The organism is Streptomyces sp. NPDC034085 (assembly GCF_055575555.1).
Window position 1 is genome coordinate 158,308 of the sequence record NZ_JBVISL010000004.1, and the last position, 11,635, is coordinate 169,942.

11 protein-coding genes are annotated in these 11,635 nt (G+C 73.6%); 6 read left to right on the plus strand and 5 right to left on the minus strand.

The genetic code is table 11. The features are described 5' to 3' along the window. Window positions 1–3: 3 nt before the first annotated feature. Window positions 4–1,515, minus strand: a complete 1,512-nt coding sequence (locus ACZ501_RS15550) for a DUF8189 domain-containing protein (RefSeq protein ID WP_468795739.1) — start codon at window positions 1,513–1,515, stop codon at window positions 4–6. Between the two features lie 14 nt (window positions 1,516–1,529). Then, window positions 1,530–2,519 (minus strand): alpha/beta hydrolase, encoded by a 990-nt coding sequence (locus tag ACZ501_RS15555; RefSeq protein ID WP_361610000.1) that lies wholly within the window; start codon window positions 2,517–2,519, stop codon window positions 1,530–1,532. 276 nt (window positions 2,520–2,795) lie between these two features. Between ACZ501_RS15555 and ACZ501_RS15560 the strand changes: the two genes are divergently transcribed. The 5 genes from ACZ501_RS15560 (at window position 2,796) to ACZ501_RS15580 (ending at window position 8,368) form a co-directional block, all read left to right on the plus strand. Next, window positions 2,796–3,218 carry a CBS domain-containing protein gene (locus ACZ501_RS15560; RefSeq protein ID WP_468795742.1) on the plus strand — a complete coding sequence of 141 codons (423 nt, stop codon included), beginning with the start codon at window positions 2,796–2,798 and terminating at the stop codon, window positions 3,216–3,218. A gap of 58 nt (window positions 3,219–3,276) precedes the next feature. Further along, on the plus strand, window positions 3,277–3,513 hold the full coding sequence (locus ACZ501_RS15565; RefSeq protein WP_468795745.1) for a DUF6213 family protein: 237 nt from the start codon (window positions 3,277–3,279) through the stop codon (window positions 3,511–3,513). Between the two features lie 60 nt (window positions 3,514–3,573). Continuing rightward, window positions 3,574–5,046: an amidase gene (locus ACZ501_RS15570; protein WP_468795748.1), complete on the plus strand. Its 1,473-nt coding sequence runs from the start codon at window positions 3,574–3,576 to the stop codon at window positions 5,044–5,046. A gap of 160 nt (window positions 5,047–5,206) precedes the next feature. Further along, the gene (locus ACZ501_RS15575) at window positions 5,207–6,751 is read left to right on the plus strand and encodes an alpha/beta hydrolase (RefSeq protein ID WP_468795751.1); all 1,545 of its coding nucleotides are present in this window, start codon (window positions 5,207–5,209) and stop codon (window positions 6,749–6,751) included. A 12-nt stretch (window positions 6,752–6,763) separates the two neighbouring features. Then, the gene (locus tag ACZ501_RS15580) at window positions 6,764–8,368 is read left to right on the plus strand and encodes an alpha/beta fold hydrolase (protein ID WP_468795754.1); all 1,605 of its coding nucleotides are present in this window, start codon (window positions 6,764–6,766) and stop codon (window positions 8,366–8,368) included. Between the two features lie 6 nt (window positions 8,369–8,374). Here the strand turns inward: ACZ501_RS15580 and ACZ501_RS15585 are convergent, their stop codons facing one another. The 3 genes from ACZ501_RS15585 to ACZ501_RS15595 form a co-directional block, all read right to left on the minus strand. Beyond that, the gene (locus tag ACZ501_RS15585) at window positions 8,375–9,586 is read right to left on the minus strand and encodes a PP2C family protein-serine/threonine phosphatase (protein WP_361606219.1); all 1,212 of its coding nucleotides are present in this window, start codon (window positions 9,584–9,586) and stop codon (window positions 8,375–8,377) included. 220 nt (window positions 9,587–9,806) lie between these two features. Next, window positions 9,807–10,037, minus strand: coding sequence for a DUF6480 family protein (locus ACZ501_RS15590; RefSeq protein ID WP_362462277.1), 231 nt, complete (start codon window positions 10,035–10,037; stop codon window positions 9,807–9,809). Window positions 10,038–10,136: 99 nt separating this feature from the next. Continuing rightward, a complete protein-coding gene (locus ACZ501_RS15595) occupies window positions 10,137–10,700 on the minus strand; it encodes a hemerythrin domain-containing protein (RefSeq protein WP_361606213.1) in 564 nt (187 codons plus the stop codon). Window positions 10,701–10,854: 154 nt separating this feature from the next. Between ACZ501_RS15595 and ACZ501_RS15600 the strand changes: the two genes are divergently transcribed. Continuing rightward, entirely contained in the window at window positions 10,855–11,379 is a 525-nt protein-coding gene (locus tag ACZ501_RS15600) for a hypothetical protein (protein ID WP_361606210.1), read from the plus strand. Window positions 11,380–11,635: the final 256 nt, after the last annotated feature.

Below are 11,635 nucleotides of genomic sequence, written 5' to 3' on the forward strand. Positions count from 1 at the left end.
GGGTCAGGTGACGGGCGGGCCGGAGGTGCTGCTCAGCCAGGCCCACTCGGACCAGCTGGAGAAGCCGGTCTGCCATTTGTGGTGGACGCCGGCGCTGCTCGTGCCGAACACCTCGATGCGTCCGTCGGCGTTCGCGGCCGCGGTGATCTCGGTGCCGCCGCCGCCGAAGGTGTCCCACGGGCCGTAGGGGGCGTTGACGCCGGTCTGCCAGAGGTGTTGTGCGGTGGTCCCGTTGATGGCGAAGACCTCGACCCGGCCGTCCGGCGACCGTCCACTGGTGAGTTGGGAATCGGCGGGGCCTCCGGTGGGTTCCCAGTCGGACCAGCTGGAGGGGCCGGTCTGGTATTTGTGGAAGACGCCGACGGGCCCGGAGGCGAAGACTTCGAGGCGGCCGTCCTGGTTGTGGTCGACGGTGAGGTCGTGGCCTCCGCCGCCGAAGGTGTCCCAGGTGGACCAGGTGCCGTTGGGGGCGGTCTGGTAGAGGTGTTGGAAGGTGTCGCCGTTGAGGGCGAAGACTTCCAGGCGTCCGTCGGGCGCCTTTTCCATTTCGATGCGGCTGTTGGCGGGGCCGCCCGGGGCGGGTTCCCATTCGGACCAGCCGCTGTTGGGGGCCGTCTGGTACTTGTGGAAGACGCCGGCGGGTCCGGAGGCGAAGGCTTCGAGGCGGCCGTCGGCGTTGGCGCCGACGGCGATGTCCTTGCCGCCGCCTCCGAAGGTTTCCCAGCCGGACCAGCCGCCGGAGGGTGAGAGTTGGTAGCGGTGCTGGAAGGTGGTGCCGTTGAGGGCGAACATCTCCAGCCGGCCGTCGGCGTTGGGGCCGATCGCAAGTTCGGCGCCGCCGGGGCCGCCGAGGGGCTCCCATTCCGACCAGGCGCCGTTGACGCCCGTCTGCCAGGCGTGGTGCACACCATCGGCCCCGGCCGCGAAGACCTCCAGCCGGCCGTCCGCGGAGCGCGCCGAGACAACCCGGCCCGACTCCGCCGGATACGTCAGCGGGGCGGGGCGCGGGCCGGTCCCGGGGGTGCACGGAAGCTCCACGCCGCGTTCGGCGAGGTAGGGCTCCGGGTCGATGCCGTACGAGGCGGACGGGTCACCCCAGATCCGCAGGTGGAGGTGGGGCCCCGTCGAGTTGCCCTCCTGGCCCATCAGGGCGATCCGCTGGCCGGCCACGACGCGGTCGCCGACGGACACGTCCCGCTGGTACATGTGCCCGTACTCGGAGATCCTCCCGTCGGGATGCTGGATGCGGATCCACTGGCCGTAGTCCCCGGAGTACCCGGAGATGGTCACCTCGCCGTCACCCACCGCGTAGATCGGCGTTCCGATCGCGTTGGCGATGTCCACGCCGTTGTGGCCGCTGTGGTAGTGCTGCGAGACGGGGCCGGCGGCCGGGCACGCCGCGGCGGGAGCGGCGGTCCGGGCGGTGGCCGCCGGGGCCGCTCCCAGCGCGGGCAGCAGGGCCGCGGCCGCCGTGAGCAGGACGCGCAGGGCGCGTCCGGAGAAGACGGGCAGCATGAGAGGTTCCCCCGTCACGCTTTGCGCAGGCGGCCGATGACGCCGTCGATGTCGCGCTGGAGCAGGTCGTGGCGGACGAAGTGGCCGCCGGGGACCTCGTACGACTCGTGAGGGATCCCGGCGCGGTCGAGGAGCGCCCGGAACTCCCGCTGACCGGCCAGTACCTGCGTCTCGTTGACCGTGTCGAACCAGTTGACCGGGTCGGGGCTGGTGCCCGCGACCAGGAAGACCCGCTTGTTGCGGTAGCTCTCGATGCGCTCCACCGGGTTGTCGGCGCTCACCCGGGCCTGGTCCCAGAAGGGGGCGCCGTAGATCGTCCCGCCGCCCAGGTCCAGGGCCGCCGCCGAGGCGTTGGCCCAGTGGCCCACGAGGCCGCCGTCGCGGCGCAGGCTGGCCGGGCCGGAGTGGGCGCTGACCGACGCGAAGTGGCCGTAGTACTTGGCGGCGTACTTCAGCGCGCCGAAGCCGCCCATCGAGAACCCGGCCACCGCCCGCCCGTCGTACTCGGCGTAGGTACGGAAGTTCGCCTCGACCCACGGCAGCAGCTGGGCGATGTGGAAGGTCTCCCAGTTCCGCGGGCCGACGTTGGAACTCACGGGGTTCGAGTACCAGCCCGCGTGGCCGCCGTCCGGCATCACCACGATGATCGGCTTGCCGGCCGTCCAGTCGCGGATGCGCTCGCGGTCGAAGGTGATGAAGTCCTGGTCCGTCCCGCCGCCGTGGAAGAGGTAGAGCACGGGATAGGTGCGCCCGCTCCAGTGGTAGTCGTCCGGGAGCAGGACGTTCACGGCCGGGTCCCAGCCGATGGCCTCGGTGTCGAACCGGTAGTACCACATCCGGGGGTCGCTCTCGTTGCGGTCCACGATGCGCAGGCCGAAGCCGTCACCGGCCGCCGAGGCCGGGGCCGCTGCGGCCAGGGCGCCCCCGGCTCCCAGGGCCATCGCCGCCGAAAGGCCGCCGGCGGACTTGAGGATGCTCCTGCGGGTGGGGTGCTGCGCGCTCAACGGGGCCTCCCGGTCGGAAAGGTACGGGCGTCACCGGGTCGGCTGAGGGGCCCGGCGCGGCCGTCGGAACTGGCGCTCGGGAACGTAGCAACGGAGCTGCGGCCGGGGGATCCGGAACATTCCGGGATGACACCCGGGCCGCCCTGGGCTAGGCCGCCTCTTCCGGATCTTGCTCCCCCAGCTACCGCTGTGCCGATCCCCGCCGGGGCGGGCGCGTACCGCACGCCGGGGCGGGTAGGCGCCCCGCAGCAACCGCTTCCAGCAGCGGGAGGAGTCATGACCCGACGCGTCCACGAGGTGATGACCGCGAATCCGGTGACCGTCGAGAAGCTGACCTCACTGGCAGAAGCCGCGCGCGTGATGCGGGACGCCGACATCGGGGACGTCCTCGTCGTCGACGAGGGCCGGCTCCTCGGCATCCTGACCGACCGCGACCTCGTCATCCGGGGCATGGCCGAGGGCCGGGACCCCGCCGAGACGACCGTGCACGCGATCTGCAGCACCGAACCGCTCACCGTCCAGCCCGGCGACGACGTCACCCAGGCCGTCACCCTCATGCGGCGCAACGTCCTGCGGCGCCTGCCCGTGCAGACCGACGAGGGCGAGCTGGTGGGCGTCGTCACCCTGGGTGACCTCGCGGTGGAGAGCGACCCCGGATCCGCCCTCGCGGCCATCGCGGCCGCCGAACCCGACAGCTGAGGTCCGCCGGGCCCGTGCGCGGGCCCGCCGACCGCCCAGGAGACGAGGAGGTGCCGCCGTGAACACGTCCGTCCCCCTGATCTCCCTGCCGGGCGGCCAGGTGCTGATCCCCGCCGACGAGGTCACCGCCCTGCTGCGGCACCTCGCGGGGGCGTGGCTGCACTCCGTGTACGAGGGGGAGACCGCTCTGGATCCGCGCACGACCCTCGGCCTGGCCGGGATCCTGATGTCCTACGCCGACCGGATCGACGCGGAGTGCATCGCGGCCATGCCCGCCCGTGAGGGCCCCGACTGACGCGCCGCGCCCGCGGGTCCGTGTGCCCGCACCCCCTCCCGTGTTACTCCGCAGTAGGCAATGATGGCGGCGACCACTCACACGGCGGGGGACGGGACAGCGGTGACCACTTTCGACGCAACCACTTTCGACGGCCGGACCAGGGTGCACGCGTTCCGGGACGACGCCCTGGGGGAGCACGACGCCGTCGGCCTCGCCGCGGCGATCCGGCGCCGAGAGGTGTCCGCCGCCGAGGCCGCCCGGGCCGCGCAGGAGCGGGTACGGGCCGTCGAGGCACGGCTCAACGCGGTCCAGTGGCACGTCGACGCCCCGGCCCCCGCCCCCGCGGCGGCGGGCGCCTTCGCCGGCGTACCGACCTTCGTCAAGGACAACACCGACTACCGCGGGCTGCCCACGGGCCACGGCAGCGCGGCCTTCCGTCCCAGGGCGGCGCGGCGGCACGCGCCGTTCGCCCGGCAGTTCCTGAGCAGCGGGGTCACCGTCCTGGGCAAGACCAGGCTGCCCGAGTTCGGCTTCAGCCCCAGCACCGAGTACGAGGGCGCCGAGCCGGTCCGCAACCCCTGGCACACCGGCCACTCCGCCGGCGGCTCGTCGGGCGGCAGCGCGGCGCTCGTCGCCGCCGGAGCGGTGCCCGTCGCCCACGCCAACGACGGCGGCGGCTCCATCCGGATCCCCGCCGCCTGCTGCGGACTCGTCGGCCTCAAGCCGACCCGCGGCCGCCTCGTCGCGAACGCCCAGAGCCGCCAACTGCCGCTCGACCTCGTCTGCGACGGCATCGTGAGCCGCTCCGTGCGAGACGCCGCGGCCTTCCTCGCCGCCGCCGAGACGTACTGGCGCAACCCGAAGCTGCCGCCCCTGGGCCTGGCCGAAGGCCCCTCGGGGCAGCGGCTGCGCATCGGGTTCCTGCTCGACTCGCCGAACGGCGTCCGCTCCGACACCGCCACCCGGGCGGCGGTCACGCGGACCGTGACGGCGCTCCAGCGGCTCGGCCACACCGTGGAGCCGGTGGAGATGGCCATCGACCCCGGTTTCACCGACGACTTCCTCACCTACTGGGGGATGCTGTCCTTCCTCCTCGGCGCCACCGGCCGCACCCTCGGCGCGGACTTCGACCGGCGCCGCATGGACTCCCTCAGCCGGGGGCTGCGCGAGACCTACCTGGAGAACTGGCAGCGCACCCCCGGCGTGCTGCGCAGGCTGAAGCGCACGAGGGAGGCGTACGCGGCCGCGTTCCGAGGGCTCGACCTCGTGCTGTCACCGGTGCTCGCCCACACCACGCCGCCGGTCGGCCACCTCAGCCCGGCCGTTCCCTACCCGACGCTGATCGAACGGATCCTCGCCTACGTGGCGTTCACCCCGGTCGACAACGTCGTCGGCACACCGTCCCTCTCGCTGCCCTCCGCTACCGCGACGCGCGAGGGCCTGCCCGTCGGCGTCATGTTCTCGGCCCGCCCCGGCGCTGAACTGACCCTGCTGGAGATCGCGTTCCAGCTGGAGGCCGAGCACCCGTTCCCGCGCATCCAGGACCTGTGACACGGCCGCTGCCGCCCCGCCCGGGGCCCGGCCGGCAGCGCCCCGGCCGACGTGCGGGGGGTCGGGCCGCACGGTAGCGTCGGTGGTGTGCGTGTGATCCGCACCGCTGGGCGCCGCCCAGCCGGGCAGCTCGGGGATGTCGGCCGAGGAGCGGGATCGTATGGCGCAGCACACCCTCCACGCGGCGGCCGCCGCGGCCGCCCTCGCCTGCCTGTCGGCGCTCGGCCCGGCAGCGGGCGGCAGCGCTGTCCCGGCACCGGTGCGGCCCGGCGCGGCGGCCGGGACGCGGTTCGTGCCCGGCCCGTGCCCGAAGACGCCCGAGCCGGTCGCCGCCCTGGCCAAGGCCCGGTGCGGCACCCTGGAAGTCCCCGAGAACCGGGCCCGTCCCGGCGGCCGGACCATCAAGCTGGCCGTGGCGCGCATCGAGGCGGCCTCGGCGAAACCCGCGCCGGACCCCGTGGTGTTCATGGCGGGCGGTCCCGGCGGGGACACGTTCGACGACCTCCCCTTCGTCATCGACTCCGGTCTGAACAAGGACCGCGAACTGATCGTCATGGCGCAGCGCGGGAACCTCTACGACCAGCCGAACCTCGCCTGCCCGGAGATCGACCGGTCCAACGAGAAGGCCGTCGGCCACGGCTGGGACGCAGCCCCGGCGAAACAGCTCGTGCTGAAGGCGGTGAAGGACTGCCGGGACCGCCTGACGGCCGACGGCACCGACCTGAACGCCTACAACAGCGCGGAGAACGCCGCGGACTTCGCCGACCTGCGCACCGCCCTCGGCATCGCGCAGTGGAACGTCTACGGGTACTCCTACGGCACCAACCTGGCCCTCACCTACCTGCGTACGCACCCCCGCGGGATCCGCGCGGTGGCCCTCGACTCGCCCAGCCCTCCGCAGGTCACGGCCCTGCCGTGGGGCTGGAGCAGCGCCCGCGAGGGGGCCGGCAGCATCTTCGACGCGTGCGCGGCCGAACCCCGCTGCAAGAGCCGCTACCCGGACCTGCGCCGGACCCTGGACGAGCAGGTGCGCATCCTGGAGGCGCGGCCCCTGACGCTGAACACCCGTCCGCCCGGCGGCGGAGACCCGGTGAAGGTCGTCCTCGACGGAGGCGCCCTGCTGAACCTGATGGTCGGCTCCAACGTCAAGCCCGCCGACCTCCCCGCGGCGCTCGACGAGCTCGCCAGGGGGAACCCGCAGCGCTTCGCGCAGGGCCGCGCCAAGGACTCGGTCCAGCCCGTGGGCCAGACCGCGCACGGGCTGACGCAGTCGGTGGCGTGCAGCGAATGGGTGCCCGGCACCTCGGAGCCCGACGTGCTGGACGCGGGCCGCCGGGCCTTCCCCGGGTGGCCGGAAACGGTCCTGGCACAGGTGCCGCAGCTGCCCTTCCAGTACGACGTCTGCCGGACGTGGAACGTCGAGAGCCAGGCGGCCGAGCACCGGGTGGCCACCGTGAGCGCGGTCCCCGCGCTCGTCATCTCCGGGTCCTTCGACATGAAGACGGGAGCGGGCTACGCGAAGGACGCCTCCCGCACCCTGTCCCGCTCCACCTCCGTCCTGGTCCCCGGGATCGGACACTGGGTGGTTCCCCAATCGCCCTGCGCCCAGCGGGTGCTGGCCTCGTTCCTCGCCGATCCGACCGCTCCCGACACCGGTTGCGTCGCCGGTCTCACCCCGAAACCGTTCACCATCACCCCGAAGTGACCGGGAGGGCAGATGGCTCGCCACACCCCGACCCACCGCCGCCGCACCGTGCGACGGCTGCCCGCCGGACCGGCCGCGGTGGCGGCGGGCGTCCTCGTCACGGGCCTGCTCGCCGCACCCGCCCACGCGCGGCCCGGCCCGGGTGCCGACGACGGAGCACCGCTCGGAACGGTGGCCCGCACGGTGGGCGACGCCCGTTACGAGCCCGGCCCCTGCCCGAAGACCGCGGACCCGGTCGCCGAACTCGAAGGCGCCCGCTGCGGAACCCTCACCGTGCCCGAGAACCGCACCAAGCCGGGCAGCCGGAAGATCACCCTCGGGGTCGCCATCGTCGCGGCGACGGCCGGGAAGCCCACATCCGACCCCGTCGTGTGGCTCGCCGGCGGACCCGGCGACGACGCGGTCGGCGAGGCGAAGATGGCGGTCGGCGGCGGCCTGAACCGCGACCGCGACCTGATCCTCATGTCCCAGCGCGGAACGTACTCGGCCGATCCGGCCCTCACCTGCCGCAACGTCGACGAGTTCAACGCCCGCGCGACCGGGCTCGTCTACGACGCGCCCTCCACCGAGCGCCTGCACGTCGAGGCCACGAAGGCCTGCCGCGACCAACTCGCGGCGACCGGCGCCGACCTCAGCGCCTACAACGACATCGAGAGCGCCGCCGACCTCGCGGACCTGCGCGCCGCCCTGGGCCTCGCACAGTGGAACGTGTTCGGCATCTCCTACGGCACCCAGCTGGCGCTGGTCTACATGCGCCTGCACCCCGAGGGCATCCGGTCGGTCGGCCTCGACGGCATCCTGCCCCCGTCCACGGGCGGGTCGGCCGTGACCTGGAACGCCGCCAAGCAGGGCTTCGGCGGCCTCTTCAAGGCCTGCGCGGAGCAGCCGGCCTGCAACCGCCGCTACCCGAACCTGTCGGCCACCTTCGAACGCCTCGTCCGCGACCTCGAAGCCAAGCCGGTCACCACCACCGTCACGCTCCCCGACAGCAGGAAGCAGGTGAAGGTCGTCCTCGACGGCGGCGCCCTGGTGAACTGGATGACGGCCGCCACCCACGTCGCACCCCAGGTGCCCCGCGCCCTCGACGAACTGGCCCGCGGCAGACCCCAGCGCATCGCCGAGCAGTGGGCGAGCGGCAAGTACAGCCCCCAGGCCGTCGGCCGGCTCTCCCACGGACTCGTCTACGGCGTCTTCTGCAGCGAGTGGACCCCCTACGAGACCCAGGCCGAAGCGCTCCGCGGAGGCCGGGCGGCCTTCCCGTCGTTCCCCCGCTCGGTCCAGGCGCAGGCCCCGCTGCTCACCTTCCTCCGCCCCGACTGCGACGTCTGGAAGGTCCCCGCGGCACCCCGCTCCATCCGCGACGTCACGAAGAGCGACATCCCCACCCTCGCCCTCTCGGGCGGGTTCGACGCCCAGACCGCGGCGGCCAACGGCCCTTACGTGGCCCGGACGCTGAGCAGGGCCACCGTCCTCACGATCCCCTACGAACCCCACGTGGTGTTCGCCACCTCGAAGTGCGCGCAGGAGATCACCGTCTCGTTCTTCGACACCCCGAAGGCGCCGAAGACCGGATGCCTGGGCGGGCTGGAGGCGCCCGCGTTCGAGATCGGCCCCTGACCCCGCTCACCCGGTGGGATGCCACTCCGACAGGAGGATGGTGGCGTCGTCCAGCAGCCTCTGGTCCTGGTGGTTGAGGAGGTCCAGGATCAGCCGGCGCAGGGCCTCGGGGGCGGTGGCGCCCGAGGCCATGGAGCGGATGACGGTGTCGGCCAGCCGCTCCTCGCCGAACAGTTCGCCCGCCGCCGAGCGGGCCTCGATGACCCCGTCGCTGTAGATCAGGACCCGGTCGCCGGGCTGGAGGCGCACCCGGTACTGCCGGGGAGCGTCCTGGCCGTGGAAGCCGACGCCGAAGGGCAGCTGGGCCGCCCGTTCCAGCGCCTCGGGCAGGACGTGGCCGTTGCGGATCAGCAGGGGCGGCGGGTGGCCGCAGTTGACCCAGGTGAACTCCCCGTCCGCGGTGTCGAGATTGGCGAGGATCCCGGTCATCAGCCGGTCGGGAATCCACTCCTGCAGGGTCCGTTCGATGGTGCCGGCGATGTCGGTCAGCGTGCCGCCGGACCGGCGGGTGGACCGGCACGCGGCCAGACCGGCCGAACTGGCACCTCCCGACGCCAGGTCGTGCCCCATGGCGTCCAGCAGCGTCAGGTGCAGCACGCCGTCACTGAAGTTGTGGTCGAAGGCGTCCCCGCCGATGTCGTACGCCGGCTCCAGCACGGCGGTCGAAGTCGCCTGGCTGGTGCCGATGGTGCGCGGCGGCAGGAACCCCCACACGAGTTCGGCCTGCAGGGTCATCGGCCGGCTGCGGCCCCTGACGACCAGGATGTCGTTGTGGGAGGACTTGGAGACGACGACCAGCGTCGCCAGGCTCGCCAGGGCCCCGCACACGTCGAGCTCCGCCCGGCCCAGCTCCGCGCCGGTGGCCTTCATGACCCCGACGCGCTCCACTCCGTCGATCATCGGCACCCAGGCGGTGGTGCGGTCGCGCGACAGCTGGGTGCGCTGCGTGCGGTAGGCCATGCCGGCCAGCGACCCGTCGATCTCCAGGACCTCCGCCTCGCGGTCCGCCTCGCTCGCCTCGGCCGGGCCCGGCCGGGGGGCGGCCAGCTGGGGCAGTGCCAGCAGGCGGACCTGCTGGACGTCGGCCAGGTACAGCCGGGTGCCGCCGAGCCCCAGCCGTCGGGCGGCCTGGTCGGTGAGCGCCGGGATCTGGCGGGCGGAGGCGTCGTGGGAGCGTTCCAGCAACCACGCCAGGACGGTGCCGGTCGCGGAGGTCACCGGCGCCGCTTCCCGTGCCGCCGCGGGCCCCGGGGGCCGCGGTTCCCGCCCGCGCGGGCGGTCAGCCGTCTCTGCATGGCAGGCACCGCCTCATGTGCTCCGTACGCCCGCCCCGCCCGGGGGCGGAGCGGGCGGCCGTCGCGGGGCGCCTGCCCGGCGCGCCCGCGTCCATGCGCGCGGCCGGGCGGGCGGGTCCGCGACGGGCCGGGCACGGCCCGCGTCACAGGGCCACGATGATCCCGTACGCGAGGAAGAACAGCGCCACCAGGATCGCCAGGATGACGATGAGCGCGAGCGGACCCTTGGCCCAGCCCCGCGTGAGCGGGCGGTAGGGACCGGCGCCGGAGGAGGTGCTCGACTCGCCGGGAGGGGTCTCGCCCGGCGGCACCGAGCCGCCTGGGTCCAGACCGGGGGTGTTGCGGGGGTCGGGGTCCGGGTTGTGGGTACTCATGTCCGGCGCCTCCCCGCAATCCGGACGCCCATGCCCGCTCGGGCGGACAACCCGGGACGGGTGCGCCGGCGCTCGCGTACGGGCCATGCAGCAAGCGCCTCAGGACTCCTTGCCGCGTCCGCTCAGCGCGTCGCGCAGGCGGTCCACGAGGCCCATGCCGGGCGCCAGGAGCTTGTTGGCGGGCGGGGTGTCGGGCGCCGACGGGTGCGGACGGGTCGGAGCGGTCTTCTTCGCGGTGCGCACCTTGTCGCCGAGCTTGCCGAGCATCTCGGGGCTGCACGCCGTGCGCAGCCGGGGGAACAGGTTCCCCTCCTCGTCGGCGATGTGTTCCCGGATCTCCGCCATCAGCTGCGTCATCAGGGCGTCGAAGCGGGGGTCGTCGGCCTCGCAGCCCTCCAGGTCCTTCATGATGCGCTCGGCCGTCGCGTGGTCGGCGAGCTCCTTGTCGGCCATGGCGTCGCCGTCCGGCAGCATGTCCCGTACGGCCGGGTACAGGTAGGACTCCTCCGCCACCGAATGGCGCACCAGTTCCATGATCGCCTGGTCCGCGAGGTCCTTCCTGCGCGAGTCGCCCGGGGGCAGTGCCTCGATCCTGCCGAAGATCTCCTCCACCTCCCGGTGGTCGGTGGTCAGCTCTGCGATGACGTCGCCGCCGTGTCCCATCGTGTCCTCCTCGATCCGTTCCTGGCTCCGCCGGGCGGTCCGTCGCCCGGAATCCGCCCGGCCCCTCCGCATGATCCACGCTTATCGCCTCTCATGCCGCGTATCCGGTCATTAGGGTGAGAGAAGGACACCCGCTCGGCCCTGGAGGACAGCCGTGACCACGGACCTCTCCCTGGCGCCGCTCATAGCGGCCACGGCGCAGTGGCTCGACCGCGCCTACCCGTCAGGACGCGGAGCCCTCCAGCGCGGACTCGCCCAGGCCCAGTCCCGCCAGGCCGTCACGCTCGCCGCCTGGCTCCGCTACCCGACGCGGATCGACGCGCACCTGGTGGCCCTGACCGGGCCCGGCGGCTCCGTCCGGCTGGACTGGATCGCCGGGTCCGACCTCGCCCGGGCGGCGGAGCCCGCGGACCCGCAGGACGGCGCCTGGCGGACCTGGGTGGACGAGGTGGTCGCGAGCTGGGCCGCGTGCCTGCTGACCACGCCGTCCCTCGCGGAGGCGGCGGCGCGGGCCGTCACGGCCACGGAGCACGTGGGCACGGTGCCCGTCTCCTTCCGCCGGCTGACCGAGCCGGACCCGTACGACCACCGGGCCGCGGCGCTGCTGCGCCACCCGGACCTGGTGGCCCCAGTGGCGGACCTCCACCGGTCCCGGCTGCTGGCCCGTCTGGCGGCCTGACGCCGCGGCGGCTGCCGGTCGGCGCAGGTGTCCCGGAGGGCATCCGGAACATCCGTAGCGACACCGGAAGAACCGGTTCACCGGCCCCGAACGGCCGCTTGACCGAAGGACCTGCGACAACGTAGCTTCTGGCGGACCGACTCGTGAGCTGATGGAAGGAGGCGCTGTCGGATGTCGACCCTCTCCGCACCGCGTCGCCTCGCTCACGAGATCGCCTGGGCTCCGGGCCGCGTAGCACACGGCTGCTGAACAGCCC

Bases quoted from the DNA above. Each gene is read 5' to 3' on its own strand.
- ACZ501_RS15595 (WP_361606213.1), bottom strand. From the start codon at position 10,700: ATGGGACACGGCGGCGACGTCATCGCAGAGCTGACCACCGACCACCGG.
- ACZ501_RS15590 (WP_362462277.1), bottom strand. From the start codon at position 10,037: ATGAGTACCCACAACCCGGACCCCGACCCCCGCAACACCCCCGGTCTG.
- ACZ501_RS15580 (WP_468795754.1), top strand. From the start codon at position 6,764: ATGGCTCGCCACACCCCGACCCACCGCCGCCGCACCGTGCGACGGCTG.
- ACZ501_RS15550 (WP_468795739.1), bottom strand. From the start codon at position 1,515: ATGCTGCCCGTCTTCTCCGGACGCGCCCTGCGCGTCCTGCTCACGGCG.
- ACZ501_RS15570 (WP_468795748.1), top strand. From the start codon at position 3,574: ATGATGGCGGCGACCACTCACACGGCGGGGGACGGGACAGCGGTGACC.
- ACZ501_RS15560 (WP_468795742.1), top strand. From the start codon at position 2,796: ATGACCCGACGCGTCCACGAGGTGATGACCGCGAATCCGGTGACCGTC.
- ACZ501_RS15575 (WP_468795751.1), top strand. From the start codon at position 5,207: ATGGCGCAGCACACCCTCCACGCGGCGGCCGCCGCGGCCGCCCTCGCC.